General features: G+C 68.8%; 23 protein-coding genes. 9 read left to right on the top strand and 14 right to left on the bottom strand.

The genetic code is table 11. The features are described 5' to 3' along the window. Nucleotides 1-281 precede the first annotated feature (281 nt). The 3 genes from AC5L30_RS18455 to AC5L30_RS18445 are packed head-to-tail and all read left to right on the top strand — an operon-like array spanning nt 282 to nt 3,792. The gene (locus AC5L30_RS18455) at nt 282-881 is read left to right on the top strand and encodes a DUF4956 domain-containing protein (protein WP_494868666.1); all 600 of its coding nucleotides are present in this window, start codon (nt 282-284) and stop codon (nt 879-881) included. After that, on the top strand, nt 878-1,699 hold the full coding sequence (locus AC5L30_RS18450) for a polyphosphate polymerase domain-containing protein (RefSeq protein ID WP_494868665.1): 822 nt from the start codon (nt 878-880) through the stop codon (nt 1,697-1,699). The genes AC5L30_RS18455 and AC5L30_RS18450 overlap by 4 nt, the downstream gene beginning before the upstream one ends. Beyond that, nucleotides 1,696-3,792: a CotH kinase family protein gene (locus AC5L30_RS18445; protein WP_494868921.1), complete on the top strand. Its 2,097-nt coding sequence runs from the start codon at nt 1,696-1,698 to the stop codon at nt 3,790-3,792. The genes AC5L30_RS18450 and AC5L30_RS18445 overlap by 4 nt, the downstream gene beginning before the upstream one ends. A gap of 52 nt (nt 3,793-3,844) precedes the next feature. Here the strand turns inward: AC5L30_RS18445 and AC5L30_RS18440 are convergent, their stop codons facing one another. Together AC5L30_RS18440 and AC5L30_RS18435 are read right to left on the bottom strand one after the other, a co-directional pair. After that, a complete protein-coding gene (locus tag AC5L30_RS18440; protein WP_494868664.1) occupies nt 3,845-6,829 on the bottom strand; it encodes a glycoside hydrolase family 3 protein in 2,985 nt (994 codons plus the stop codon). A gap of 196 nt (nt 6,830-7,025) precedes the next feature. Beyond that, entirely contained in the window at nt 7,026-7,496 is a 471-nt protein-coding gene (locus tag AC5L30_RS18435) for a S26 family signal peptidase (RefSeq protein WP_494868663.1), read from the bottom strand. Nucleotides 7,497-7,659: 163 nt separating this feature from the next. On the opposite strand from AC5L30_RS18435, the gene AC5L30_RS18430 reads away from it, so the two are divergent. The 5 genes from AC5L30_RS18430 (at nt 7,660) to AC5L30_RS18410 (ending at nt 11,786) form a co-directional block, all read left to right on the top strand. After that, a complete protein-coding gene (locus AC5L30_RS18430; protein WP_494868662.1) occupies nt 7,660-8,205 on the top strand; it encodes a MauE/DoxX family redox-associated membrane protein in 546 nt (181 codons plus the stop codon). 64 nt (nt 8,206-8,269) lie between these two features. Then, on the top strand, nt 8,270-8,794 hold the full coding sequence (locus tag AC5L30_RS18425) for a TlpA disulfide reductase family protein (protein WP_494868660.1): 525 nt from the start codon (nt 8,270-8,272) through the stop codon (nt 8,792-8,794). A 17-nt stretch (nt 8,795-8,811) separates the two neighbouring features. After that, nucleotides 8,812-10,605, top strand: coding sequence for an ABC transporter ATP-binding protein (locus AC5L30_RS18420; RefSeq protein WP_494868659.1), 1,794 nt, complete (start codon nt 8,812-8,814; stop codon nt 10,603-10,605). A 20-nt stretch (nt 10,606-10,625) separates the two neighbouring features. Then, nucleotides 10,626-11,372 carry an AfsR/SARP family transcriptional regulator gene (locus AC5L30_RS18415; protein WP_494868657.1) on the top strand — a complete coding sequence of 249 codons (747 nt, stop codon included), beginning with the start codon at nt 10,626-10,628 and terminating at the stop codon, nt 11,370-11,372. 195 nt (nt 11,373-11,567) lie between these two features. Then, on the top strand, nt 11,568-11,786 hold the full coding sequence (locus AC5L30_RS18410; RefSeq protein WP_494868655.1) for a hypothetical protein: 219 nt from the start codon (nt 11,568-11,570) through the stop codon (nt 11,784-11,786). Nucleotides 11,787-11,968: 182 nt separating this feature from the next. Here the strand turns inward: AC5L30_RS18410 and AC5L30_RS18405 are convergent, their stop codons facing one another. Next, nucleotides 11,969-12,538, bottom strand: coding sequence for a kinase (locus AC5L30_RS18405; protein WP_494868919.1), 570 nt, complete (start codon nt 12,536-12,538; stop codon nt 11,969-11,971). 28 nt (nt 12,539-12,566) lie between these two features. Further along, nucleotides 12,567-12,917, bottom strand: coding sequence for a DoxX family protein (locus AC5L30_RS18400; RefSeq protein WP_494868918.1), 351 nt, complete (start codon nt 12,915-12,917; stop codon nt 12,567-12,569). 126 nt (nt 12,918-13,043) lie between these two features. Between AC5L30_RS18400 and AC5L30_RS18395 the strand changes: the two genes are divergently transcribed. Then, nucleotides 13,044-16,166, top strand: a complete 3,123-nt coding sequence (locus AC5L30_RS18395) for a hypothetical protein (RefSeq protein ID WP_494868653.1) — start codon at nt 13,044-13,046, stop codon at nt 16,164-16,166. A 113-nt stretch (nt 16,167-16,279) separates the two neighbouring features. Here AC5L30_RS18395 and AC5L30_RS18390 read toward each other — a convergent pair whose 3' ends face one another. From AC5L30_RS18390 to AC5L30_RS18345, 10 genes are all read right to left on the bottom strand, one after another. Further along, a complete protein-coding gene (locus AC5L30_RS18390) occupies nt 16,280-17,227 on the bottom strand; it encodes an LLM class flavin-dependent oxidoreductase (RefSeq protein WP_494868652.1) in 948 nt (315 codons plus the stop codon). Then, the gene (locus AC5L30_RS18385) at nt 17,224-19,068 is read right to left on the bottom strand and encodes an ABC transporter ATP-binding protein (RefSeq protein WP_494868651.1); all 1,845 of its coding nucleotides are present in this window, start codon (nt 19,066-19,068) and stop codon (nt 17,224-17,226) included. Before AC5L30_RS18385 ends, AC5L30_RS18390 begins: the two co-directional genes overlap by 4 nt. Beyond that, on the bottom strand, nt 19,065-22,178 hold the full coding sequence (locus tag AC5L30_RS18380) for a lantibiotic dehydratase (RefSeq protein ID WP_494868650.1): 3,114 nt from the start codon (nt 22,176-22,178) through the stop codon (nt 19,065-19,067). Before AC5L30_RS18380 ends, AC5L30_RS18385 begins: the two co-directional genes overlap by 4 nt. Next, the gene (locus AC5L30_RS18375) at nt 22,175-23,536 is read right to left on the bottom strand and encodes a lanthionine synthetase C family protein (protein WP_494868649.1); all 1,362 of its coding nucleotides are present in this window, start codon (nt 23,534-23,536) and stop codon (nt 22,175-22,177) included. Before AC5L30_RS18375 ends, AC5L30_RS18380 begins: the two co-directional genes overlap by 4 nt. A 104-nt stretch (nt 23,537-23,640) precedes the next feature. Further along, complete coding sequence (locus AC5L30_RS18370; RefSeq protein ID WP_494868647.1) at nt 23,641-23,823, bottom strand: hypothetical protein; 183 nt, start codon at nt 23,821-23,823, stop codon at nt 23,641-23,643. Between the two features lie 54 nt (nt 23,824-23,877). After that, nucleotides 23,878-24,141 (bottom strand): helix-turn-helix domain-containing protein, encoded by a 264-nt coding sequence (locus tag AC5L30_RS18365; protein WP_494868646.1) that lies wholly within the window; start codon nt 24,139-24,141, stop codon nt 23,878-23,880. 371 nt (nt 24,142-24,512) lie between these two features. Further along, entirely contained in the window at nt 24,513-25,031 is a 519-nt protein-coding gene (locus AC5L30_RS18360; RefSeq protein ID WP_494868644.1) for a hypothetical protein, read from the bottom strand. 256 nt (nt 25,032-25,287) lie between these two features. Continuing rightward, nucleotides 25,288-25,695 carry an arsenate reductase ArsC gene (locus AC5L30_RS18355; protein WP_494868643.1) on the bottom strand — a complete coding sequence of 136 codons (408 nt, stop codon included), beginning with the start codon at nt 25,693-25,695 and terminating at the stop codon, nt 25,288-25,290. Beyond that, complete coding sequence (locus AC5L30_RS18350) at nt 25,695-25,877, bottom strand: hypothetical protein (protein ID WP_494868642.1); 183 nt, start codon at nt 25,875-25,877, stop codon at nt 25,695-25,697. Before AC5L30_RS18350 ends, AC5L30_RS18355 begins: the two co-directional genes overlap by 1 nt. Next, nucleotides 25,874-26,620 (bottom strand): aquaporin, encoded by a 747-nt coding sequence (locus AC5L30_RS18345; RefSeq protein WP_494868641.1) that lies wholly within the window; start codon nt 26,618-26,620, stop codon nt 25,874-25,876. Before AC5L30_RS18345 ends, AC5L30_RS18350 begins: the two co-directional genes overlap by 4 nt. Nucleotides 26,621-26,632: the final 12 nt, after the last annotated feature.

Raw genomic sequence — 26,632 nt, 5'->3', positions numbered from 1 at the left:
GCCGAAAGACTCCGAAAGTTTCGGCGAGCTCACGACCCGAGGCGGCGTCCCGGCCATGCCCACGTCAGCCGCGTCGAACCCTCGCCAGGCGGCCCGGAGACCCGGGTGACCGCACGGACCGCACATTGACTTACATTGATGTTCTGCTTACAGTCACCAACGAAATACCGAAAGTTTACCGATAAGTAACCCGGAGGTCCGGCCACCTTCCGTAGGCCGCCACGCAACGACGGCGGCCTGGCGTCGGTCCGTTCCGGCGGCAACCAGGAGGAACCCCAGCGATGTCGCAGCTCGTCCTGTTCGCGATCGACATCTGCGCGGTGGCGCTGCTCGTCTTCGGGCTCTACTTCCCGCGGCACCGCCGGCGCGACCTGGTCGTCGCCTACCTGGGGGTCAACGTCGGCGTCCTCGCGGTGGCGAGCGCGCTGAGCGCCAGCGACGTCGGGGCCGGGCTCGGGCTGGGACTGGCGCTGTTCGGGGTGCTCTCCATCATCCGACTCCGATCGACGGAACTCGACCAGCACGAGGTCGCGTACTACTTCTCCGCTCTCGCACTGGGCATTCTCGGCGCGCTCAGCACCACCTCGATCTGGCTCAGCGGGGGCCTGATGGCGCTCATCGTCGCGGTGATGTTCGTCGGTGATCACCGACGGCTGCTCCGGCACTACCGGCACCAGATCATGGTGCTCGACTCCGCCGTCACCGATCACGTCGCCCTCGTCGCCCAGCTGGAGCAACTACTCAATGCCCGGGTGCACAACGCCACCGTCCAGCGGCTCGACATGGTCAACGAGACCACCGTGGTCGACGTCCGATACTCGGTCGCCAGCAGTTCGGCGGCCGGCACCAGAAAGCCGTCACGAGCCGGGGCGCTCCGATGACCGCGCCACCGCTGGCGGGGCTGGCGCCCATCGCACTCGCCGAGGTGATCGACCTGGCGGCGCTGCAGAGCAGGGTGGACCGCAAGTACGTGGTCGCGGTGGACGAGCTGCCGCACCTGCTGGACCAGCTCACCGCGTACGCCCGGGTGCTGGACATCGGTGGCGAGCGCACCTTCCGGTACGAGTCCGTGTACTTCGACACGCCCTGCCTGGCCAGCTACCACTGCGCCGCGTACCGGCGGCGCAGGCGCTTCAAGGTACGGACCCGGACCTATCTCGACTCAGCCCAGTGCTGGCTGGAGGTGAAGATCAGCGGAGCGCGCGGGCGGGTCACCAAACACCGACTGCCGTATCTCGCCGAGAACCGCCGCACCGTCCGGTCCGGACGCGGGTTCGTCAACGATGTGCTCCATCGGGAGTCGATCCTGTCCAATCTCGCGGGCAGCCCGCTCGAACCGGTGCTGGTCACCAGCTACCGTCGCTCCACTCTGCTGCTACCGGCGTCCGCGAGCCGGGTCACCATCGACACCGAGCTCACCTGGCAGGACGGTGACCGCACCCTGCGACTGCCCGGCATCGCCGTGGTCGAGACCAAGACCAGCTCGGCTCCCTCGCTGGTCGACCGCGTTCTGTGGCAGCGCGGGACCCGGCCCGTACGCATCTCGAAGTACGCCACCGGTCTTGCGGCTCTCCGCCTGGACCTGCCAGACGTGCCGTGGCGACGGACACTACGCCGCCATTTCCGCGCCGACCCGTCCTCGGCGCTCCCGGAGTTGACCGTTCCCATCCGATCAGAACAGGAGGCATCGTGCGGATGACCACCCGCAACACCGGTCTTCCGGTGGTGGCCCTTCGTGCCGCCGGGATCGCCGCCACCACCGTGTTCGTCGCAGGTCTCCTCGTGGTGTCTTCGCCACCGGCCGGTGCCGAACCCGTCGCCGCTGCCCAGGCCGCCCAACCGGTCACCGAACTCCTCGCCGGCACCCCTGCCGCCGATGCCGCCGCGGCACCGGCCGCGGCAGACGACCTGGTCGGCGACATCACCTTCTCGGTGCCCAGCGGCACCTTCCAGGGCGAGGTGGCGGTGACGCTGAGCAGCACGGTCAGCGGCGCGCAGATCCGCTACACCACCAACGGGCAGCCGCCCACCGCCCAGTCGTCGCTCTACTCGGGCTCGGCGCTGCGCTTCACCCGCACCACCCAGCTGCGGGCACAGGCGTTCGTCGGCCAGACACCAACGGGTGCGCCCGGCACCGCCATGTACGCCGCGCAGAACGTCACCACCGCTCACGACCTGCCGGTGGTACTGATCGACTCGTACGGTGCCGGCCGGCCGGACCGCGAGTACTTCGACGCCACCACCATGATCTTCGAGCCGACAGGGGGCGGCACCACGTCACTCTCGGCCGCCCCGACGCTCAGCACCCGAGCGGGATTCCGACTGCGCGGCAACTCGTCGGCGACGTTCGAGAAGACGCCGTTCCGCGTCGAGTTCTGGGACAACGAGAACGACGACGCCGACCACCCGGTGCTGGGCATGCCCGCCGACTCCGACTGGGTGTTGCGCGGTCCGTTCCCCGACAAGGCGCTGATCCGTGAGGCTCTCGTCTACGACCTCGGACGCGAGATGGGGCTGCCCGCCCCGCGCTACGCGTTCGCCGAGTTCTATCTGAACACCGACGCCGCACCGGTGGGTGCCGGTGACTACATGGGTGTCTACATGTTCATGGAGACGATCAAGAACTCCAAGGATCGCCTCGACCTCAAGCAGTTGGACTCCGACGACGTGACCCTGCCGAAGATCCAGGGCGGGTATATCTGGAAGTTCGAGTGGATGGCGGCCGAGGAGCCGACGCTGCCGTGCACCGGGCCGGCGGCCACCTGCTGGAACTACCTTGAGGTTGCCGACCCGTCGCCCCTGCAACCGCAGCAGCGGGACTGGCTGCGCGGTCACCTCCAGGAGTTCAACGACGTGCTGCACTCGTCGAACTTCGCCGACCCGAACACCGGATACCGCAAGTACATCGACGTCGACTCCTTCATCGACCTCATGATCGTCAACGAGCTGAGCCGGGAGATGGATGCCTACGTCCGCAGCTCGCACTTCTACAAGGACCGGGACGGCAAGATCTTCGCGGGTCCGCTGTGGGACTTCGACCTCAGCTTCGGCGTCGGTGGATTCTTCGCCAACGACCAGGTGTCGGGCTGGCAGCACCAGCAGACCCGGCAGCCGTCGGCCAACGACTGGTTCGCCCAGTTGCTGCGCGACCCCGCGTTCGTCAACCAGGCCCGATCGCGCTGGCAGACGCTGCGACGGGGCCTGCTCTCCGACGCCGCGCTCCAGACCCGGATCAACGCTCTCGCGACCCCGCTGACCAACGCGGCCCAGCGCAACTTCCAACGCTGGCCCAACCTGACCTCACCGACGGTCAGCTTCTTCCGCACCCCGACCTCGCCCACCTGGCAGGGGCAGGTCCAGGTCATGCGGGACTGGATGCTGCGACGCGCCGCCTGGCTGGACTCCACCGCCGGCTGGGGTGGTTCCGTCACCACCCCACCGCCCACCACCCCGCCGCCCACCACTCCGCCGCCCACCACTCCGCCGCCGGCGGCCGGCTGCACCGCGACGTACGCGGTGACCAGCCAGTGGACCGGTGGCTTCCAGGGCGAGGTACGGGTCACCGCGGGGACCGCGGCGATCAGCAACTGGACCGTGACGTGGACCTTCGCCGGTGGCCAGAGCGTCACCCAGGCATGGAACGCGACCGTCACGAGCCAGGGATCCGCGGTCACCGCCCGCAACGTCGCCTACAACGGCGCACTCGGTGCCGGCGCCAGCACCGCCTTCGGGTTCCTCAGCTCATCCGCCGGCACGCCCAGTACACCGACGCTGACCTGCACGGCGAGCTGACCAGCCACAGGCCCGGGGCCGGGTCGACGATCGACCCGGCCCCGGGCTCCGGTCACCTGATGGAGAATTCCGCCAGCCGCAGCGGGGAGTCGAACACCAGGTACACGTTGTGGGTGCCGACGGCCCGGGCCAACTCGGTGCTGGTGCTGACGTACCGGTAGTCGTCGCCGGTGCTGGGCACGGTGGCCGTGCCGAGCAGCCGGCCGGTGGGCGATCCCAACCGGATCTGGATGGCACCGGCACCCGCGCCGGCCTTGGCGACCTTCGCGGTGAAGGTGCGCGCGCCGGCGCGCAGCGCGGAACCGTCGAAGGAGATCCACTGACCGGCCGCGGTGGCACCGACAGCGGTACCGCTGGGCTTCGACTCGTCGACGAGCCGGACCCCCGCGTACCGGTCGAAGTTCTCCGCCCTGGTGGGCCGGGACAGGTCACGGGCCGGGATCGTCTCACCGCGGACCCGAACCGCGGCGCGGGCCCGGATGTCCTCGACGGACGCCCCGACCATCAGGTCGTGGACGGACGACTCGACCACCCAGCGGCTGCGGGTGACGTCCCAGTGCGCCAGGTCGGCGGCGGGCAGGCGCAGGGTCACCGTACGAGTCTGCCCAGGCGCGAGCTTCACCTGCTGGAATGCCTTGAGTTGGCGGATCGGGGTGGTGTCCCGCGAGGTGCGTTGGTGGGTGTAGAGCTGGACGACCTCCGTCCCGGCGCGGCTGCCGACGTTTGTCACGTCGACACTGGCCGTGATGGTGCCGTCGGCCGCAACCGACTGGGCTCCGGCACGCAGCTGGCCGTACCGGAAGCGGGTGTACGACAGCCCGTGGCCGAACGGGTAGAGCGGCTTCGCGCGGCTGTACAGGTAGGTCTGCCCGGACGAGATGATGTCGTACTCCAGCAGGTCCGGCGGCAGTTGCGAGTCCGAGCGGTACCAGGTCTGGGTGAGCCGGCCGGACGGGTTACGGTCGCCGAAGAGGACGTCGGCGACGGCGTGACCGGTCTCCGCGCCCGCGTGGGTGGTCCAGACGATGGCCGGTACGTGCTCCTGCTCCCACCGGATGGTGACCGGGTAGCTGGTCTGGAGCACCAGCACGGTCCGCGGGTTGGCCCTGGCCACGGCCTTGACCAGCGCCTCCTGACCCGCGCTCAGCGCCGTGGAGGTCCGGTCGTGCGCCTCGCGGCCGTTGATGAACGGGTTGCTGCCGACCACCAGCACAGCGGTGTCGGCCGCCTTGGCCGCCGCCACGGCCCGGTCGATTCCGCTGCTGATCACCTCGCGGCTGAAGTGGGTCGCGGCGGCCGGGGTCGATGCGCCGAGCTTGAGGGCGCCGTCGTCGCCGATCGTCACGTACGTGTCGGCGCCGAACCAGCTCTCCTTGGTCTCGTAGCCGACGTAGCGCAGCACCACCGTTCCGTCGGCCTGCGGCTCCAGCTTGAACTGCTGCTGGACGTACCAACCGTTCGGCTGTTCGTCGCGGGTGAGGAACGGCCCCCAGTTGTAGCCGAGGTAGCGGCCGTTGGCGGCGTTGCGCAGCGTCACCACCTCCTGGCCCCAGTCGACCACGTCGAACTGGGCGACGAGCGCCGGGGTGGCGCCGGTACCGAGGACACGGTCGGCGTCGGTGGTGCCGGTGGCCGAGACGTATCGGCCGGTCGACACGTCCTTCAGCGCGATCCGGTCCGCCCCGTCGAGCCCGCTCACGCTGGCCGAGTTGCCCAGCCGTTCGCGGATGCCGCCGAGGGCCGTCACCTGGTACGGCAGGTCGCCTCCGTACCAGTCCGAGTAGAGGGTGTCGGCCAGCGGGCCGAGCACCGCCACCTTGCGGGTCCGGGCCGGGTCAAGCGGCAGCGTCTGCCGCTGGTTCTTCAGCAGCACCATCGCCTCGCCGGCGGCCTGTCGGGCGAGTCGCTGGTGTTCCGGGCTGTTGATGACGTCCGGGGTGATGCCGCCGTGCCGGCCGCCGCCCGGGTCGAACTCACCCAGCCGGAACCGGACGTTCAGGATCTCGCGGATCCGGGCGTCGATGTCTGCCTCGGTGAGCAAACCGGTGGCGAGGGCCTGCTTGATGGCGGTGATGGTCGGCTGCGCGTTGGTGTCGTCGGTGATGAAGCTGTTGAGGCCGGCCTTGATGATCGCGGCGTTCCCCTCGGCCTGGGTCGGGTAGTAGCCCTGGGAGGCGACGAGGTTGTTCGGCGCCCAGGCGTCCGTGACGTTCATCAGCGGCTGGTCGGTCCAGTCGCGGACCACCGTGGCCAGGTCCGGGTCCACCGTGGCCGGACGGCCGTTGACCAGGTTGTAGGCGGCCATCATCCCGGTCGCCGCGTCGGCGGCGATGGCCGGTTTGAAGGCGGCGCGGTCGTACTCGTTGAGCACCCGAGGTGGCACGTTGGAGGAGGTCACGTCGCGCCGGACCTCGTTGTTGTAGGCCAGGTAGTGCTTGAGGGTCGGTGCGCTCTTCAGGTGGTTCGGGTCACCGCCGGTCATTCCCGAGCCGTACGCGGTGGAGATCGCGGCGGTGAGCAGCGGGTCCTCGGAGTAGCCCTCCTCGTTGCGGCCCCACCGGGGGTCGCGCAGCAGGTTGACCACCGGCGCCCAGAGGTTGAGCCCCCAGACCCGCGGGTTCTGCGCGTGGTAGCCGCGTGCCTCGTCGCCGACGGCCGAACCGACCTGCCGGATCAGGTCGGTGTTCCAGGTGCTCGCCATGCCCACCGGCTGTGGGAAGACAGTGCCGCGAGCCTTGACCACCGCGCCGTTGTTGTCGATGTCGGTGGACCAGGCCACCCCGTGCAGCGCCTCGGTGCCGGTCTTGAACAGTCCGATGCCGAGCCGGGGAATGGCCGGCTGGTACTGGTGCAGCCAGGAGATCTTCTCGTCCTGGGTGAGCCGGCCGAGCAGGTCGTCGACCCGGGCGTTCACGGGCAGGTCGGGATTTCGGAACGGGTAGGTGGGTTCGGCGAGCGCGGGGCCGGGAACGGCCGGTAGGGCTAGCAGGGCGAGCGCGAGCGCGGTGATTCCGCGCCGAAGGCGCCAGTTCCGCATGCGGTTCTCCTCATGTCGTACGACAGACGCCCCTTGGGGCGCCGAGACCGGCGTGACCAGGCTCGACACCCGGCTGACGGGCCTGAACGACGAATCGTCGAAGCGCTTCGACGACCCGGCCGCGTCACCACGGCCATGATTGTTGTGATCCGCGAACTATAGATGCACGCCAATGACTCGGCAATACCGGCTCGCCCTACCCGCCCTTGGACCTCAGCCGCCCGACCATGACGCCCTCAATGTCTTCCAGCGGAACGAAGCCCCACCGGCGCGAGTCGACGCTGTCCGGATGCTCGCCGAGCAGCACGGCCATGCCGGCCGGCACGTGTCGCACCCCGGCACCGACGGCCGGGACAACCGCTTCTGGGACGGCGTCGCCCGGCAGCGCCACGAGGCGCTTGACGAGCCAGGCGGACGCCGGGGAGCCAGCGATGACAGCTCGGGGCCGACCCTCCTGATGGCGCGCGACGACGATGCCGCCCGCCCGGAGCCGGTGCGTCCGGCGAACCACGAGGCGGTCACCGTGGGCCAGAGTGGGCACCATACTGTCGCCCGTCACATCGACCAACATCAGTCGCCGACGCGCCACGACAACGCCGAGGACGGGTGCCACAAGCGCGGCAAAACCACCCAGGACGGCGAGCAGGAATTGCGACCCATCGGTCATGAGACCCCCTCCATGGGGTATTACTCTCATCCTTGCGCCATCAAATCAACCCGTTGACATCATCGAAGAGCGCCGATACTGTCGGGATTCCCAGCCGAGGTTCTTGAGACCTGCCTGACTCGCACCCCTCGGCACCTGGGCGCCACGGGGAATGGGGGACGATGTGGGCGTCGCTGTTATCGCGTCAATATTGACGCTGGCGGGCGTTCTTGCGATATCCGTCATCGGCAAAGTGCGCAGTCGAATGAGTTTCCATGCGTTTGCCGATGCCATTGCCGAACTGCGGGTCTCCCCCGCGCGTTGGTCCCGCCCGGTGGCGGTGGCGTCGATCGCGTCCGAGATTGTCGTACTGACCATTGTCGTCTGGCCCGGTGGCACAGTCGTCGGCCTGGCCGCAGCGGTGCTGCTCTTCGGTGCGTTCACCGTCGTGCTCGCGCGGGCCGTCCGACGAGGGTCCACGGCGGGATGCCACTGTTTCGGCCCGACGAACACGCCCGTTGCCTGGCGGCACGTCGTCCGCAGTGGTTTCCTCGCCGGCGTGGCCGGCGGTGCACTTCTTGGCGCAATCACCCTGCCCGCAATATCGCTCAGAAGTCTAGAGCCGCCCCACCTCATATTGACCCTTTCCCTAGCGGGATTCATCGTCACGACGCTGGTCAGGCTTGACGACCTCACCTGGCTCCTCGGTGGAGCGTCACACGCGCGCTGAATCTCCCACTGAATGCGCACTACTCGCGCGCTGCGTTTTGACGCACCGATCCAAGGAGCCCACCGTGCTGTTCCTGTCCACCGCTGTCGCCATACTCGCGGCGCTCGTCCTTGTCGATCTCGCGCTGAGCGCCGCGGTCATCCGGCGGCTCCGCGAGACGGAGACGAAACTCATCGAGATGACATCGCCGCCCGCCTCGGGCCTGCCGGTCGGCACCGCCCTGCCCGAGTTCGTGTCACCGGACGGCCAGATCTCCAGCGCCGACCTCGCGGGCAGTCCGGCCCTCATCGGCTTCTTCTCGGCCGGATGCCGGCACTGCCCCGCCCAGGCGGAGAAGCTGGCCGACCGCGCCGAGGTGTTCGGCGGCACCGGCGTACGCGTGATCAGCTTCCTCACGGTGGGTGAGGGCATGACCGACGAGCTCGGCCCGACGCTGCGAAAGGCCGGCCTCCTCGTCATGGACGACAGCCCGAGCGCGGTGATGGCCGCCTTCCAGGTGCAGGGCACCCCGTCATTCGTGCTGTTCGGCGCGGACGGACGGTTGGCCGCACGCGGGCATGACCTGAGCGAGGTATTGGGCAGCCGATGAGGCGGTCGGCAGCGTTGATGCGTCGCGCGTTCGGGATCTACTTCGGCGCCGCGCCCTGGGCGGCGGCGGTGAGCGTCGTGATCATGGTGGTGGGTGGCCTGACCGCGGTGGCCACCGCATGGTTCACCCGAGCGCTCATCGATGGCCTCTCCGCCGACGCCACGTCGACGATCTGGCTCGGTGTCGCCGGGTTCGGCGCCCTGGCCATCGTGTCGCCCCTCATCCTGCACGTCTCCCAGTACGTACAGCGGGACGCGGAACGCCGGGTAACGGTACGCACCCAACAGGAACTGTTCACCTCGGTGTCGGCGCACCCCCGGCTGACCGAGCTGGAGGACAGCAAGTTTCATGATCGGCTCCGGCTCGCCCACGAGGCGAGTCGTTTCGCGCCGACCCAGCTGAACAGCATGGTCCTGGGCATCGGGCAGGAGATGATCACCATTGTGGCCTTCGGCGTGACGCTGGTGCGCTGGTCTCCCCTGGTGAGCGCGCTGGTCATGCTGGCGGTGCTGCCCACTCTCGTGGCCCAGATCCGGTTGGCTCGGATGCGCGGGGCGATGCTGGAACGCACCGTGCCGATGTTTCGCCGGCAGACGTTCTACGCGGCACTCCTGCTGGACATGCGCGCCGCGAAGGAGATCCGACTGTTCGGGCTCGGCCAGTTCTTCCAGGGCCGCCTGCTGCGCGAGTTGCGAGCGGCGCAGGCACAGGAGCGACACCAGGATCGCCTGGCCCTGTGGGTCGACAGTGCTCTCGCGACGCTGACCGGCATCGTGTCACTGGTCGCCCTGGCCGTCTTCGTCGCTCGGGTGGCCGACGGCCACGGCACCGTCGGTGATCTCGTGGTCGTGATCGCGGCCCTGACCGCGCTGCAGATGTCCGCGTCAAGCCTGGTCCGGCAGATCGCGATGCTCGGCGAGACGTTGATCGTCTTCGGCCACTACGTCGACATCACCGCGGTGATCCGCGAGGCCCGACGTACCACTCCGCTGCCCGCCTTGCCGCCGCTGAAACGAGGCTTGGAGTTCGACGACGTCTGGTTCCGGTACGCCCCCGAGCACGACTGGGTCCTGCGCGGTCTCACGTTGCGGATCCCCTGCGGCTCGTCCCTCGCGCTGGTGGGCGACAACGGCGCCGGCAAGTCGACGGTGGTCAAGCTCCTCTGCGGCTTCCACGTCCCGGACAGGGGCGTCATCCGATGGGACGGCGTCGACATCACCACCATCGACCCGGCTTCGCTCCGCGCCCGTCTCGGGGCAACATTTCAGGACTTCATGACCTACGAGTTCTCCGCCCACGACAACATCGCGGTCGGCGACATCAGCGCGTTGGACGACCGCGCCCGGGTACGGGCAGCAGCCGCCACGGCCGACATGGACGCCACCTTGGGCGCGCTTCCGAACGGCTACGACACCATGCTGACGCGAGCCTTCAGCGACGGCGATCTGCCCGGGGTGGGGGTGGTGCTGTCCGGGGGGCAGTGGCAGCGGCTGGCGCTGGCCAGAGCCGTGCTCAGGGAGGGCGCCGACATGTTGATCCTCGACGAACCGTCGTCAGGTCTCGACGTGGCGACCGAGCACGAGATCAACCAGCGGCTGATGTCGCTGCGCCGAACGCACACCAGCCTGCTCATCTCGCACCGGCTCAACACCGTGCGGGAGGCGGACAGCATCGCTGTGCTGTCCGACGGCCGCATCCTCGAACAGGGCAGCCACGATGAGCTGATGGCATCGGGAGGACGCTATGCCGAGCTGTTCCAACTCCAGGCATCCGGATACGACGACGCGATCACGACTCGGACATTGATGTGAACGCTAACACCCTGCTCAGAGTGTCACTGCTGGGTCCGATCGAGGCAAGTGTCGGCGGGCAGCCGATGGCCGTCGGCGGCCTGGGCAGGCGGGCACTGCTGGCGGCGCTCGCCTTCAATCTGGGCACAGTGGTCGCCGTCGACCGTCTCATCGAGGTCATCTGGGACGACCACCCGCCGGTGACGGCGACGACGAAGCTGCAGGGCCACGTCTACGCCCTGCGGCGAAGCCTCGTACGGCTCGGCGGCCCGGATGCCGTGAAAATCCTGCAGACCCGCCCGCCGGGTTACCTGTTGTGCGCCCGTCTCGCGTCGACCGATCTAGCCCGTTTCGACGATCTGACCCAACGTGGTGCCGGCGCACGACTCCCCGAAGGCGCCGAACGCCGCGTTGCCGCCCTCTCCGCGGCACTGCGGCTCTGGCGGGGGGACGCCTGCGTCGATGCCAGGTCAGCCGGGGTGGCGGTCGTGGCAGCGTCACTGGACGAGCGACGGTGGCGGGCGATGGAGGATCTCGCCGAGGCGCAACTCGTCCTCGGTGATCACAACTCCGTCATCGATGCGATGGAACCTCTCGTCCGCCAGTGGCCGTATCGGGAACGGGCCTGGGAACATCTCATCGAGGCACACATGAGGCGCGGTGACGTCGCGTCCGCCCTGGCCGCCCACGACCAGTTGTGCGAGATCCTGGCCCGGGATCTCGGCGTCGCACCGGGTCGACGAATCAGCCGGCTGGTCGGCCTCATTCGCGAGAGCAGCCAGCGGTAGCGCCATCGCCCACCCGCCGTCGCAGCCGACCTCCCAGGGGGCAGCGTCGCCGTGCGATGTCGCCTTTACCAGTGAAAATGCCGCCCCACCGACGGCTGCTGTGGCATTAGCGCACCGTTAGCGGATCGTAAGCCGTCGATGACATCGTGACCCTGTCGACGAACCGCCGTACCGGCGGAGAAGGAGAGAGGTCATATGACTATCAACAGGCTGGCCGACAAACTACTGGCCACGCTGCTGCCGAAGGCCACGGCATCCGCGTGCAACGTGTGCTCCCTCGCCTATGTCGGGTGTGGAGGCCCGTACTGCTACTACTACTACAACAAGGTGGTCGCGGGACAGGTCCGCTGTTACGCCAACACGGCGAGGGACTGCAACGCGTCCTCGGTGAGCTACACCACGGGCTGCTGCTGATCGTCGATTCACGGCCGTCGGCCGGACGTCACCCATCCGGCCGACGGCCTCATGCCGAAGGACCAACGATGTGAGGCACGGTGCGTCATGGTCACCCATGACACCGGTATCGCCGCCCGCTGCGACCGGGCCGTCCAGATGCGGGACGGGTGCCTCACCAGCATCGACGGATGAGGCACGGGCTACGGGACGATCGGGAGCACGTCGTCGTCGCGGCCCGTCTGGGGCAGTCCGGCGGCTGCGGCGATGCCCGTCACGGCGTCCTCCAACGTGGTGGTCTCCGGGAGGACGAGTTCGTCGGGCCAGCCCAGGACGTCGTGGGCGGCGTACCAACCGCTCATCTGCTCGGCGGTGAACTCACTGACCTGCGGGCGCGTGAGGTGCCGACGCAGGGTTTCGGGCAGAGTCACGTCGAGGTAGCAGAAAAACGATCGTCCCCGGTGGTCGTCCCGCAGGCCCACGAGCATGCTCCGGTAGAGGCTGGCGTGCAGGATCCCCTCCAGCACCACGTGGTAGCCGTGGTCGAGCGCGAACCGGACGGTCTGCCCGATCAACGCCGGTGCGGCGCCGCCGGGACGGTCCCGCTCGCGCAACACGATCCGGCGCAGGTAGTCCTGCTCGACCAACGCACAGCCCCGGCCATGTCGACGTCGCAGCTCACGAGCGATGCTGCTCTTGCCCGAACCGGAATTGCCGCGAATACAGACGAGGATCGTTCCCGGGGAACCAGTCGGATCGACGCCTACGCCCATCATGCCCCCTCGCCTCGGAGCTGGCGATTCACCAGTGGTAGAGCACATTCACGGTCAGTGCCGCTACCACGGTGACGAAGAATACGGCCCAACCCGCCAGCTGACGGGAGCCGACGCGCAGATGCGCGATGAGCGCGCCGATGAAGTACAGCACCAGCCCGGCGGCGGCGAGAGTGCCCAGCAGCGGTACGGCGAAGCCGGCCAGCAGCCCCAACGAACCCGCCGCGAGCGCCATGCCCAACAGCGGTAACCACGACCGTGGCACGCGCTTCATGTCCGCCTGGGCCTTCGGATAGGCGTGGCCGATCAGGTAGGTGACCGCGGCGATGCCGGTGAAGACCGACGCGAGAATGGTGACCGTGAGATAGGCAGCGAACATTTTTCCTCCGGTGTGGTTGCTCGCCACCCGGACGATCTGGCGCGGCGGATTGTGACGGCTGCCGGGCGCCGAGCGCGAGTCAGCGCGGTTTCAGCGCCCTTTCCGGCCGCTCAATACGTTCGCGGCATGACAATCAAACGTTCCACGCGCACCAGGCGCGGGACCGCTGTGCTGGCGATGATCGCGGTCACAGCGGCAAGCGTGCTCTTCGGCGAACCCGCGTCGGCCGATCCCGTCCCCGTCCCCGTCCCCCAGGCGACGCTCACCGACCGGGCCTTCGGCCAGGTGGCCGAAGTCCATCTCCAGGGCCCCGCTCGGATCACGGCCGCCGTGCTGTCGGCCGAATTCGTCCAGTGGCACCGGCTGCACCCGAACGCCACGGCCGAACAGGCACAGACCCAGCTCACGGCACGCCGGCAACTGCTCGACAGCTCGCTGACCACGTTCGACCTCCTGCTGCCCGAGCAGGACCTGCTGCTCAAGTCCGTCGACATCCTGCTCGGCACGGCCGGCGGCGACACCCGGACCTCACCGGAGATCACCGGCCTGGTCGGGTCCGTGATCGGCAAGACGGTCGAACCGTGGGACACCCGCGAGGAGTTGGCCTCCGGCGCGCTGCGGACCGCCCAATGGCTCCGCGGCCGTGATGACGCTCTCGCCGCGGTGTGGTCCACGGCCCGGCAGGCGGGGGCAGCCAGCGCGCCGGTCGCCACCGCGTGGAACGCCGTTCTCGGTGCGCCCATCGGGGTGGACATCACCAGCAGCTACGAGGAGTTCCGGCAGGATCCCGGACTCTCGCACGTGGACCTCGACGCGATCCTGGCGCTGCGAGGCGACTCGGTGGCGTACGTCGCGGCAGCCAAGCAGCAACTGGCCTCCCTGCACGCGCAACTGCTCGGCCTGAGCCTGGAGATCCGTCTCGAGATCGGCGAGAACAACAGCACGTGCCCGCCCGAAGGGCCGCCGAGCGCCGCGTGCACCGCGGCGGCCAAGAAGGCCGCCGAGGACCGGGACAAGGAACGCCAGCAGACGATCTCCGACATCAAGGCCGGGGTGGGCATGGTGTCCACCCTCATCGGGTTCGCCGACCCCGACGCCGGCAAGAAGTCGAAGGTGATCGGCGAGGCGGTCCTCACCACGATCAGCGCGATCTCCAAGTACGCGGCGGCGATCACCGGCCGCGGACTGGCGGGCTCGATCTTCAGCACCGCGACCTTGGCGATGACCGGCAACATCTTCGGTGCCGTGATGTCGGTCGTCGGGCTCTTCGGCAGCAGCGCGCCATCGCTGGACGCGCAGATCCTCGCCCAGGTCAAAGCGTTGCGCGACGAGGTGCGGGCCCTGGGCGACGAGATGCGCGCCAGCTTCGCGCGGGTCGAGGCCCAGATCAACACGGTGTACGCGAACATGATGGCCCAGTTCGACAAACTGAACGCGGCGATCGCCGGCAACACCGCCCAGATCACCCTCGTCCAGCAGCAGGTCGCCCAGCTCGGCCTACGCCTGGAGGACATCGCCGCCACCGTCCTGGCCGCGATCGGCGACGCCACCCTGCACGACGCCCGCGCCGACATCAACAAGTACATCGGCTACCTGGAGAACTTCGGTCAACCCATCCCGACGTACGGCGAGTTCGTCGGCCCGGAGAACGAGTTCCATCTGACCTCGACGCAGCTGGCCAGCGGCGCCGCCTTCGTGGTGCCCAGGACCGACGCCGACAACCCGGCGGTCGACCCGACCACCGTACTGAACAGCTTCGGCGAGGCCCGGTCGATCAACTACCTGGCTCGGGTCGCCAGCGGACGTGACCCGTCGATGGTCGAACCGTCGACCCCGGTCGGCAACCCGACGGTGTGGAACCTCGGCGCGCAGGCGTACGCCATGTTGATGCTGCAGAACCCGGCGTACGCCGCCCAGGTCAGCGCCGGCCGCGCCGCGCAGATCGAGGCGGAGGGCACCCGCATCGCCGACCTCGCGGCCAGCTTCGGTCGGCCGGCCAACGGCAACGCCAACGGACTGATCACCGGGCTGGTCAACGAGTACGTCGCCGCCACCAACGAGCTGTCGACCGCGCTCGCCGCCGTCCGGACCAACGAGGTCCAGGCCCGCTGGGAGCCGGACGCCAATGGCGTACAGGTGAGGACGCTCAAGAACTACGACCTGTTCTGGGACACGGACAAGCCGCTCGCCCCGGCGCCGGCGAAGGCCGACGAGGCGACGGTGCCCTCGTGTGCGGGCAGCAGGCAGATCGACCGACCCAGCAACGTGCGCTACGACCTGATGTCGAACATGGTGCGGGCACTCCAGTACGCGTACACCCCGCGCCCCGACGAGCCGCCGGCCGGTGTGCGGGAGTTGCCCGAGGTCGGCTACTGCTACACGCCGAGCTGGGTCTACACACGAACGACGGGCTACGGCACCGGGGTGATCCGCCACTACGGCAAGCTGCGGTTGCAGATCCACAGCCGGTTCCGGCTGAACTCGACCGCCACCTGGCAGAACTCACGGACCGCCGACTACACCTGGCCCGACGAGCAGGTCTACCAGGTCGACTGCGAGCTGTTCAACTGTGACAGCGAGACCACGCCCGAGCAGGGCCTGACCCAGAAGTGGCCGTCCGGACGGTATGCCTTCGCAAGCGGCGCGACGGCCGTGAACAACACGGCGCTGGACACCACGCTGACGCCGACCCTGCGCGGTTTCCTCCAGGCCCGGCAGAAATTCATGTACGACCGGGTTCGGGACCACAGCACCCAGGTCAGCGGCGCGGTGCCGACCGCCCTGAAGAAGGTGAACACGGCGGCGCGGTTGCTCCAGGCGTACACCCGGTTGGGTCTGCCCAACGCCCTCGACTCGGACGACGTGTTGTCCGCGAACCTGTTCGGGCAGTACCAGATCCCGGTGAACATGCCGACGGACGCCAAGATCGGTAACGCCTATGCCAGGGCGAGCGGGAACTACGCCCTCTGCGGAGCCTCGCCCTGCTCGCTCGACCCCAGCCGCCCGCTACGCGACCAGGTCAGCCTCAAGGTGCCCTGCGAGCCCGCGGTCGACTCGTCCAACCTGCCCGGTGACCCACTGGGCGACTGTCTGATCACCAGCGCGCGGTCCCGCGCCAACACGCTGATGCAACGGTACGAGGTGTGGGCGGACCAGATGACCGCCGGCCTGCACCGCGAGCGGGTGCCGTGGATGAACGACACCCTCATGGGCCTGCGCATCACCACGCGCCTGACCCACGCCAACTGATCCACAGCGTTGCCGGCGCCTCCGGGCGCCGGCAACGCGCCGTTCCAGTGATCGACTGGCGGGCCCCCCGCCCAGATCCCGCCGCGACGTGAGCCAGCCCGTTCGACGCCGGCTCATTCATCGGCGAAAACGTCCGCGAGATCATCTGTGGCCGCTGCGAGGCCGTCGGTCAGTCCCACCCCGACGGTGTTGACGATCACCTCGTCGACGCCGGCGTCGCGATAACGGCGGATGCCGTCGCGGATCTGCTCGGGGGTGCCATGGAGGAACGTGCCGGACCGAACGAGGAGGCGCGCCCCGACCGACGGTTGTGTGTGGTGCACCCGAAGCCCGGCCCGGCGCAGCATGTCGACATAGTGCGGAGCCGAGAGGTGGTTCCGCGTCGCGTTCAGCACGACCTGGTGGAGGTCGCGGCCCGGCCGGTCGACGGCGGCGTGCACCACAGTGGCTACGCGCGGGCGCGGCCGGTCGGCGGCACCTTCGGCGAGCGCGGGAACGAGGACGTCGCGGACATACTTCGGCGGCGTCAGCCAGGTGATCGCCACGTCCGCGATCTCGCCGGCGAGCCGGGCCATCGCCGGGCGGAGTACGCCCAGTCCGAGCGCCACCGGGGGATGCTTCAGCGGGACCATCGCCCCGTGCATGGCGTGGTAGCGGCCGGCCCGGTCGACCTCACGACCGTCGAGCAGGTCGCGCAGTATGGTCAGATACTCGCGCATCGCGGTCAACGGGCTTGCGTAAGCGCTGCCGAGCAGTGTGCCGACGAACTCGCCAGTGCCCGGACCGACGCCGAACACCAGGCCGTGGCCGGTAATCGCGGCGAGCGAGCGGGCCTGCAGGGCGGCCTCGAACGGGTGGCGCAGCGCAGCCAGGGTCACGCTCGTCCCGACCGGAACACGCTGGCCGTGGCCGGCAGCGTAAGCGAAAGCCTGATGTACCTCTATCCCGAGAGTCTGCCCCTGCCAGAGGCGCTCGGCGCGGGTGCCGGCCACCAGCGCGGCAAACGGCAGCACGTCGTCCGCCTTGGAGGGAGCCGTCGGGATCAGAATCGAGGTCGTCATACCGGCTCCTGCTCGGTCTCCGGGTGGTATCCCGCCGCCTGCAGGTTGAAGAGGTAGGCGTAGTGCCCGCCCCCGGCGAGCAACTCGCCGTGCGTGCCCTGCTCGACCAGCCGGCCATCCTCGATCACGACGATCTTGTCGGCGATCCGGACCGTGGAGAAGCGGTGCGCGATCAGCAGACAGGTGGCCCCGCCGGCGATCTCGCGGAGCCGGTGGAACAACTCGGCCTCGGCCTCGGCGTCGATGGAGGCGGTCGGCTCGTCCAGCACCATCAGCTGCGCCGAGCGCATGAACGATCGGGCCAGCGCGACCTTCTGCCACTGGCCACCGGAGAGCTGGACACCGTTTTCGAAGTGCCGGCCGAGCATGGTCTCGTAGCGGGCCGGCATGCCTTCGACAATGCGGGACGCGCCGCTGGCCCGCGCCGCTGCCTCGATCCGATCGTCGTCGTCGAGCCAATCGACGTTACCGAAACCGATGTTGTTGCGGACCGTCATCTCGTACTTGATGTAGTCCTGAAAGATCACGCCCATATTTCGGCGAAGGTCGTCCAGGTCGTAGTTCTCGATCGGCATGCCGTCGAGCAGGATCTGCCCCCCGTCCGGCTCGTACAGCCGGGTCAACAGTTTGACGAGGGTGGTCTTGCCAGCGCCGTTCTGGCCGACCAGGGCCGTGCAGGTGCCCGCATCGAGCGTGAAGGTGACCCCGTCGAGCACGCGTTCGGTGGTGCCCGGGTACGTGAAGGTGACGTCGCGGAACTCGATGCCGCGGGTAAGCCTCGCCGGGAACGGCAGGTCACCGCCCTTGATGTGCCTCTCCGGCATGTCGAACAGGGCAAAGAGGTTGCCGACGAACAGTGCGTTCTGGAACAACATCGCCACGCCCAGCAGCATGGTGTGCGCGGACAACTGCACCACGCCGATGGCCTGGAGGTACCCGGCCAGCTGACCTATCTGACCCGCCGAGATGGTGCTGGTCATCGCATAGATGATCGCGCCAGAAGAGGCCAGGACGCTGATCAGGCCCAGCGCACCGAGCGCCATTGACTGACGGCGGGTGATCTGCCGGTCGATCCGCAGAAACTCTCGAACCAGGATGCGGTAGCGCTCAATCAGGTACGGCGCCAGCCCGAAGAGACGGACCTCCTTGAACGTGTGGTCCGTAGTGGTGAGGTACTGCAAGTACAGCAACCTGCGGCGGTCGTGGGCGCGGCCATACTCGATCTCATACATCTTCTTGCCATACAGCATCTGTGCCGCCGCCGATGGGATCGGCGAGAGCAGGATGAACAGGGCCACCCACGGATTCCAGGACACCAGCACGGCGGCGACCGAGATGATCGTGATGGTCTCCCGAACGAACTGCAGCGTGTCGGTGAACAGCTGATGCACCCGCGAGCCGCTGGCCTCCTGGTACGCCCGCTGCAGCTTGTCGTACGACTCCGAATTCTCGTAGTCCTGCAGCTCCATCCGCGTGCCCTTGAGCATCACCTGCTCGCTAATCGCGGTGGTGAGCTGCAGTCGCAGCACGGAGTCGAGGTACTGATGGACGACGCCGAACAGGTGTCCAGCGACCGAGGCCATCAGGATCAGCACGCCGATCAGCACCACGTCGCGAGCGTCGCCGGCGAGCGTGCCGGCCCCGATCGCGTCCGCCACCGACTGCACGGCGGCGGCGGTGAGCGCCAGCTGCACGGCCGGCACCACCGAGATCGCGAACGTGGTCAGCATGAGCAGGCTCACCCGGCCCGGGCTGAGCCGCCACAGCAGGCCGCCGATCCGAACCCAATGACTCAGCCGCATCCGGGGCTTGTCGTCGTCGATGACGCTCTCCTCGCTCATCCCGTCGGCCGGCCCCGAAGCGACCGCAAGACCTGCCGCCACATGGCGTAGCAGCGTGCCTCCCGGCCTAGGTCGACCGGCATCAACCGGTTGATCTGCATGTGCGCCAGGCTGCCCAGCACGGTGGCGTACCCACCGGCCAGCAGGCCGACCGCCTCCGCCTCGGCGACTGCCCTCGCCGCCTCCGCAGCGGCCTCCGCCTGCGCGTCGAGGACTGGTCGCAGCAGCGCGCGATGGGCGCGTCCCCGCTCGTCCGGCCGCCGATCCCAGGGCAGCAGCAGCTCACAGAGGTAGGCTCGGTGCTCCCGGTAGCGGCGACGGGCCTCGGCCGAGTCGTCGCCGCGCGGCATCAGCCCGCTCCGCGCGGCCACGTCGACCCCGAATTGCTCGTACAGGGCGTCCACCGCCGCGACCGCGACCAGCTCCGGGTCCAGGCCATGGCCGGCGCCGAGCAGCGTGACCAAGCCGGCGGTGGTGTCGCTGTTGGCCGAGAAGAACCGCTCGACCGCGTCGAACGTGTGTGGGCCGCCGTACCTGTCGATCTCCGGGCGGTAGCTGTCCACGGCGAACGCGGCCCCGCTGCCGGCGTCGACCATGCCGCGCGCCCACGCCATGAGCCGGACGAGCAGCACGGGCGCGGCGTCGTCGCTCGCCGCGCGCAGCCGGATCCGCAGGTGTGGCGCGGGATCGCCGTACCGCAGGTAGAACCAGCGGTCCAGCAGCCCTTCGTGCCGCAGCCCGGCGACCAGGTCGGGGAGCGGCCCACCGATGATTGCGTCGTGCTGCGGATAGGTCGAATAGAGCTTGAGGTACGCCCATCGCTGCCCCGGCAGGTGCAGGCGCGGCAGCTCGGCGGTGGACTGCACGGTCGGCGGTAGCGGCGTGCGGACGATGTCCTCGGGCCGGCGCACGATCAGTGGCACCACGATCTCGTCCAGATACGTCGCCCCAGCCGTGTTGGCCAGCCACTGTTCCCCGAAGGCCGGCAGCATCTCCTGCACGGTCACCTGGCCGGGGTCCTTGCGGACCTCGTCGAGCAGCTCGGCGGCGCCCATCCGGTGGTCGAGGTCGATGAGGAGACGGTTGTCGTCCTCAGTCAGGTAGACGTACCTGGGCACCCGCCAGCGTTCGCGCCAACAGGCTAGCGCGACGGTCGGGTCTGGGTCGAGAGCAGCGAGTTGCGACTGCCGTACCGTCCACTGCGCCGGCCGCAGCACAGCTTTGCCACGGGCGATCCGAGGCAGGAACGGCATGGACGTCAGCGGGCCCCAGCCGAAGCCGCCCGGCATCACGTACCCGTCGTTGGAGACCTCCAGCAGGAAGCGGGCCACATTCGGGGCGACTTGTGGGCTGAGCATGTGTGTCTGGGTCACCGCCACCTCCCGACCCAGGCGCTTCGACCAGAGGTACAGCCGGTTCTCAGCCGCACCGAGATAGATGTCGTCCAGAGTGAGGAGGTTCTCGGCGCTGACCGCTGGAGTGGTGTTCAGCGGGATCTCGTACCCGCGGATCTGCGGGCGCAGCGCCACGTTCGTGGCGCGGCCCACCGACGGAAGGTAGGCCAGCTCCGCGTACGCCACTTCGGGGTTGAGCTGTTCTTCTCGGCAGGCGTAGTCGCGCAGCTCCGCCACCTGGTGCTCGGGCAGCAAGTCGAAGAACCGGCCGTAGGTGCGCCCACCATACGCCAGGGCCTCGTCCCGAAGCACCACCCGCCAGTCGCCGTCATCCACGTTGCCGTGCACTTGGAGCTGGACGTACGCGTCCAGCGCGGGGTAGAGCGCCAGCCGGGGGTCGGCCGGCCCGGGAGCCAGCCGATCCAGCCACGCATCGGTGAGCTGCACCTCGTGCTCACCGCTCCACCACGCTTCAGCGGCGAACTCGGCGAGCACCCGGTCAGCGGCGCTGGTGTCCACCGGACGGGTCATCGTCGGTAGTGGATACGTTCGCGGCGGCGCCGTGTAAGTCGGTGGCGCGTCCAGCCCGCGCTCGGGATTGAGCACCTCGAGCACCGGCACGAGCGCGTTTGCGCCGTACCGGTCGGTGAAAGCCTCCCGGTAGCGGGCCAGGTGGTAGTTGTGCCCGGGCACCGCCGCGGTGAGCCGCATCAGGCAATCGATCGCCTCGGCGACCGCCGCGCCGACCTCGGCGGTGAGGGTGCCTCCGTGCAGGTCGAGCATCGAGTCGAGCTGGAAGGTGGGAGTCGTCAGCCCGGGCACCAAGCTCTGGTGCAGTCGCCCGAGTTCGACCAGCTCATCGGTGCCGCCGACAGCAGCGCGGCAGCTCACCTCGACGCTCTCGGCCAGTGTCGCCGCAACCCCGGCGGCGGGAACGACACCATGCAGGCGCTTGATCAGGTGCTCCTCCGGCCGGGCCGCGGTGAGCGGTGGCCGCAGGTCGCTGGTCAGGAAGTTGAGATCCCACAGCTGCCCGACCATGCCGGCGACCTGGCCCGGTCCGGCTTCCGGGAACTCCGCTTCCAGCTCGGCGATCAACTGGGCGTACCAGATCGGCGTGCGCACCAGCCGCATCGCCGCCTCGACCGCGACCGTGGCGCGCACACTGATCAGGCGATCGTCGTTCTGGCCGTAGACGTCCGCGAACGGCAGCACCGCTCGGCCGCCGCTGACAAAGACGCTGGAATTGAGGATCACCTGTAGCTGCGGGCGCACCTCCTCGTCCGCCTCAAGCTGCTTGATCAGTGCGAGCAGCAGGCTCATGTCCGCCCGCACCCGACTGCCGGCCAGCGCTTGCGGGCCGAGCCGAGCGGTCGTGGTGGCGCCGAATCGGCCGATCGCCACTCCTGAGAACGCCCCGAACGGCGTCGGCCGCGTGCACATCCGGGTGAGGTACCGCAATAACCGGGAGTGGACGCGGGCGGCCCGTTTACCCGTGAAGTCCGCACCGAGGCGGTCGAGCGCGGCCACGAGATCGGCGCTGGCCACGGTCAGCGCGCGGCGGATCGCCGGGTCGGCGGCCAGTTCCCGAAGCCGGTCTTGGGTTCGGACGACATCGGCGTCCGCAGTCAACTCCAGGAAGAGCGCACCCGGGTGGGCCGGCGCACGCAGCAGGAAGAAGTCGAGGTGCTCGTAACGGGCGGTCACTGTACTCACCGAGCCAGGAACGCGCGAAACCACGCCGGGCGACGCTGGCCGGTCGCGGCTAGCAGACCGAGCGCCACACCGGGTGCGCCATTGAGCAGCGAGGGGCTGTCCACCAGGTTGCCCGGCCGGTCCTCGTCGGCGAAGACCAGCGGTCGATCCGGCGCGGCGTAGTCCATCACCTCGGTAAGCAGGACAGGTACGAATTCCCTCGCAAGTTCACTGTTGGTCGTGGCGGCGAACTCCAGGCAGATCACCAACAGCCCGGCCAGCCCGTGACACAGCGTGGGTGAGAGCACCGGAAACTCGCGGGTGCGCTGCAGCACCGCCTCGTACCCCTCGACAGCGACCGTGCGCACCTCGTCGTCGCCCAACGCGTCCGCAACCGCGAGCAGGGCGGCCGAGACGCCGGCGGTCCCGTAGCACCAGGCGAGCTGATCGCGCAGGACGGTGTTGCCGGTACGCGCGGGAGGGATACCCACCGGCACATCAGCCGTCCACAGTGGTCCGTGATAATCGTTCTTGCGTACCTCAAGGACCCAGCGCGTCATCTCGCGCAGCGCCTCCTCGTGACCGGGCCGCCGCAGGCCGGCCCGCCACGCCCCGGCGAGCGCCGCGATCACCCCCGGCACACCGTGTGACATGCCGAGGTTGAGGTATCCGCCCTCGTAACCGCTGCGATCACGGACCTGCTCCGGCAACATCTCTGGCGCAATCAGGAAGCGCCACGGCAACACTGGGTCGTCCGGCGTCCCTCCCAGCCAGATCAGGTGGTCGACCAGGATCTCGGCGGCCTGGCCGAGCCGCTCGCCGGGGTCCGCCACCCCGCTGATGTACGCGAGAGCGCCCGCCGCGCCGGAGATCATGTCGTAGTGCTGGTCGGCGACGCCGCGCTCCACCCGTGGCAGGTCCCAGCCGATGACCCGTTCGGCGAGCTGCTCGTGTAGGCGGACCAGGCTAGGCCCGAACCGCGGCTCGTCCTCGACCGCCTCGCTCAGCACCAGCGCCAATCCGCTCATTCCGGCGAAGACTCCGGGGCCGTCCAGCGGCTCGGCCCGCGTCGCGCCGAACGCCTCGCGCAGCAGCCCGAACGCCGACTGGCGTAGCGCCTCCTGCCGGGCGCCGACGGCTTGCCGGGCCAGGTGCAGCGGCAGCAGTGCCAGCCCAGCGTGCCCCTGCCCAAAACTCGGGTAGTACCAACCCATCGGATGTTCGGCCTGCTCGGCGGAGGTCACGATCAGATCCAGCACTCGATCGCCGTCGTCGATTCGCTCGGCGACCTCGCCGGCTAGGTGCCGGGCCCGCTCGGCCAAATCGGCGGGAATTGCGCCGTGCCACGTCCACACCGACTTCTCAAACTTTACGTCCACGGCTTCCTCCTCGCCGACAGTTCGCTCGTCGCTCGACTGCTCCGATAGCCTGCTCCGGGGGTGCTGCCATGTCTAAGCCTCATGGCAGCACCCCTCGTCGCAGGTCAGTCGTCGCGCGCCGCGCAGCCCACCGTGCAGGAGAGGAGGGTGCACAGGCAGGAGAAGTTCGAGCAGATCGGCGTCCGAGTGCAGGCGAGCCGGGTCACGATGCTCGTGATCGAGGCTTGCGCGTGCGGAGCTTCGGTGTTGGGTCGGACGACCTGGGCGTCGAGGTCGAATGCGCTCATGCTTTGGTCCCTTCTCTTCACGGGGCCCCACCTCGTGGTGGCGGCCTTCTCCAATCAGCGTGCCGCAGCGCCCGAGGCTTCGTAATTGTCACTTCCGACAGTCCGGGGACCAGCTCGATCATGAATGAACACATAGGACGCCAGACACGCCTGCATGCGTGAGTCAAGGTTGAGCTTCGTCATTATGTTGGCGAGATGTGCCCGAACGGTCCGCTCGGTGATGAACAGCTGATCGGCGATGACCTGGTTCTGCTCACCCTCCGCCAACAGCGTGAAGACCTGCATCTCGCGGTCGGTGAGGGTGGCAGTCTTGGACAACGCGCCAACCCATCTGCAACAGGCGAACTTGTCTGTTGAACCCATTTCTCCCCCGTAATCGGCACAGTGTGGCCCCCGATAGCGACAGCAACACATGAGCGGGGACCCTAGCGACGGTCAGTGTTCGCTGCGGTAGGTCCTAGTAGTGCCTTTCCGCGGGAGGACCACGTTGCAGTGGGTATGGGCGAGCATCGAGACACATCGAGCTACCGAATCATGCAGAGGTGGCGTGTTCGACTGTTCGAGGCCACTGACCTTGTTCGGAACAGACCCGGACGCCAGGTTCTGTCCGGTACGGCGATGCTTTCGTTCGCCGTTCGCCGGAAACTGACCTCGGTTGCCGCGAGACACCGGTAGCCGGCTTGGCTGCCCTACTGGGACGGAACGCTCGGAGGAACGTCGTCGTCGCGTCCGGTCTGGGATAGCCCGGCCACAGCGGCGATGACCTCGACGGCCTCGTCCAGTCCCGTGGTCTCCGGTAGGACGAGCTCGCCTGGCCAGTCCAGGACGTCATGGGCGGCGTACCAGCCGCTCGTGTGCTCGGCGGTGAACTCACTGGGCTGCGGGCGGGTGAGGTGCCGGCGCAGGGTCTCGGCCAGGGACATGTCGAGATAGCAGAACAGCGACCGGCCTCGGTGGTCGTCCCGCAGGGAGATCAGCATGCTTCGGTAGCGGCTGCTGGAGGAGACGCCGTGGCCGAGCAGTTCGGTCTCGCCGGGCACGCTGAGGGGCCGCCACGCGGACCCGGTGGCGAGGATGACCGCCCGGGCCTGGTGGGCCTGCTGGCCAACCCACACGGTCTTGACGTCGCTGGTGAGGTCGACGCGGGTGACGTCGTCGGTGAGGAACTGGGCGCCGAAGCGGTCGGCCTGCTTGCGCAGGTTGTCCATCAGTTCGGGGCCGGTGATGCCGTCGGGGAAGCCGGGAAATTTCCACCTCGGTGGTGGTCATCAGGGAGCCACCGGACTGGGCGCCTTCGATGACTAGGGGTGTGAGGTTGGCGCGGGCGGCGTAGATGGCGGCGGTGTAGCCGGCGGCCCGGAGCCGATGATGATCAGCGGGTGCGGGTCGGACACGAAGGGCTCCTGCTCACAAGGGTGGACCGCCCGCCGTTGGTTGAGCCGGCGGGCGGCGGCGAGGGTGGCGTCAGGCGCTTTGGTGCAGCTCGGTGAGGAGCTTCTCGACCCGGGTGCGGATGTCGTCGCGGATCGGGCGCACGGACTCGACGCCCTTGCCGGCAGGGTCGTCGAGCTTCCAGTCCTCGTAGCGCTTGCCGGGGAAGACGGGGCAGGCGTCCCCACAGCCCATGGTGACGATGACGTCGGAGGACTCCGCGGTCGCGTACTCCAGGAGTTTGGGGGTTTGGTCGGTGATGTCGATGCCGACTTCCCGCATGGCCTGCACGGCGGCGGGGTTGACGGTGTCGGCGGGGGCGGAGCCGGCGGAGCGGACCTCGACGGTGTCACCGGCGAGGTGGCGCAGCCAGCCGGCGGCCATCTGGGACCGGCCGGCGTTGTGCACGCAGACAAACAGGACGCTGGGCTTGTCGGACATCAGGAGCCTTTCTGGCAGTGCGGTTTCCGGAGCCGGTTGACCGGCGCCTCATCGAGGATCGGTATCAGCGAGTTGCGGGGGTTGGTGTTGTGGTCGAGCAGCCGGTACCGGCCGGCGGGATGCGGCCGGTTGAGCACCTCGCGGTAGGGCTCGGCTGCCAGGTGCGCTGGCTTGCGGGTCATGAGCGCCGGTCGGCTGCGGGGTTGCGCTCGTCGGTGGGCACGAGCACCTGGTCGGCGGCCTGCCCGGCGTCGGGGTAGAGCGCGGCCAACAGGCCGATGCCGACGGCGAGGCCGATGATCTGGGCGATGACGAAGCCGGGCAGCGAGGCGGGGGCGATGCCGGCGAACGTGTCGGTGAATGCCCGTCCGATCGTCACGGCCGGGTTGGCGAACGACGTGGACGAGGTGAACCAGTACGCGGCTCCGATGTAGGCGCCCACAGCGGCCGGGGCCACGGGGGCGCGGCCGGAGCGTGCCAGGGCGAAGACGAGCAGGATCAGGCCGGTGGTGGCGACGACCTCGCCGAGCCACAGGTTGCCGCCGTCGCGGTCCTTGGCCGACCAGGTCACGGCGGCCAGGTCGAACATCAGGTTCGCCAGCACCGACCCGGCGATAGCCCCGGCGACCTGGGCGGCGATGTAGCCGCCGAGGTCGCGGACGGTGAGGCCGGTGCCGGCGCGGCGGCCGAGGAACCAGTCGGCCGCGGAGACCACCGGGTTGAAATGCGCGCCGGAGACCGGGCCGAAGATCAGGATCAGCGCGCCGAGGGCGAACGCGGTGGCGATCGAGTTCTCCAGCAACTGCAGGCCGACGTCGTCCGGGGAGAGGGTGGTGGCCATGATGCCGGAGCCCACCACGGCGGTGACCAGCAGCGCGGTGCCGGTGAACTCAGCCAGCAGGCGCCGCCATAGTGCGATGGTCATCAGTCTGTTCTC

It is taken from the genome of Micromonospora sp. BQ32 (assembly GCF_059358895.1).
This window is presented reverse-complemented; position numbering and strand designations above follow the sequence as displayed.

Coding starts and splice junctions, on each gene's coding strand:
- AC5L30_RS18410 (WP_494868655.1), top strand. CDS start 11,568: ATGACTATCAACAGGCTGGCCGACAAACTACTGGCCACGCTGCTGCCG.
- AC5L30_RS18450 (WP_494868665.1), top strand. CDS start 878: ATGACCGCGCCACCGCTGGCGGGGCTGGCGCCCATCGCACTCGCCGAG.
- AC5L30_RS18370 (WP_494868647.1), bottom strand. CDS start 23,823: ATGAGCGCATTCGACCTCGACGCCCAGGTCGTCCGACCCAACACCGAA.
- AC5L30_RS18385 (WP_494868651.1), bottom strand. CDS start 19,068: ATGAGCGAGGAGAGCGTCATCGACGACGACAAGCCCCGGATGCGGCTG.
- AC5L30_RS18390 (WP_494868652.1), bottom strand. CDS start 17,227: ATGACGACCTCGATTCTGATCCCGACGGCTCCCTCCAAGGCGGACGAC.
- AC5L30_RS18435 (WP_494868663.1), bottom strand. CDS start 7,496: ATGACCGATGGGTCGCAATTCCTGCTCGCCGTCCTGGGTGGTTTTGCC.
- AC5L30_RS18405 (WP_494868919.1), bottom strand. CDS start 12,538: ATGGGCGTAGGCGTCGATCCGACTGGTTCCCCGGGAACGATCCTCGTC.
- AC5L30_RS18445 (WP_494868921.1), top strand. CDS start 1,696: ATGACCACCCGCAACACCGGTCTTCCGGTGGTGGCCCTTCGTGCCGCC.
- AC5L30_RS18345 (WP_494868641.1), bottom strand. CDS start 26,620: ATGACCATCGCACTATGGCGGCGCCTGCTGGCTGAGTTCACCGGCACC.
- AC5L30_RS18420 (WP_494868659.1), top strand. CDS start 8,812: ATGCGTCGCGCGTTCGGGATCTACTTCGGCGCCGCGCCCTGGGCGGCG.
- AC5L30_RS18400 (WP_494868918.1), bottom strand. CDS start 12,917: ATGTTCGCTGCCTATCTCACGGTCACCATTCTCGCGTCGGTCTTCACC.
- AC5L30_RS18350 (WP_494868642.1), bottom strand. CDS start 25,877: ATGACCCGCAAGCCAGCGCACCTGGCAGCCGAGCCCTACCGCGAGGTG.
- AC5L30_RS18355 (WP_494868643.1), bottom strand. CDS start 25,695: ATGTCCGACAAGCCCAGCGTCCTGTTTGTCTGCGTGCACAACGCCGGC.
- AC5L30_RS18440 (WP_494868664.1), bottom strand. CDS start 6,829: ATGCGGAACTGGCGCCTTCGGCGCGGAATCACCGCGCTCGCGCTCGCC.
- AC5L30_RS18455 (WP_494868666.1), top strand. CDS start 282: ATGTCGCAGCTCGTCCTGTTCGCGATCGACATCTGCGCGGTGGCGCTG.
- AC5L30_RS18360 (WP_494868644.1), bottom strand. CDS start 25,031: ATGGACAACCTGCGCAAGCAGGCCGACCGCTTCGGCGCCCAGTTCCTC.
- AC5L30_RS18395 (WP_494868653.1), top strand. CDS start 13,044: ATGACAATCAAACGTTCCACGCGCACCAGGCGCGGGACCGCTGTGCTG.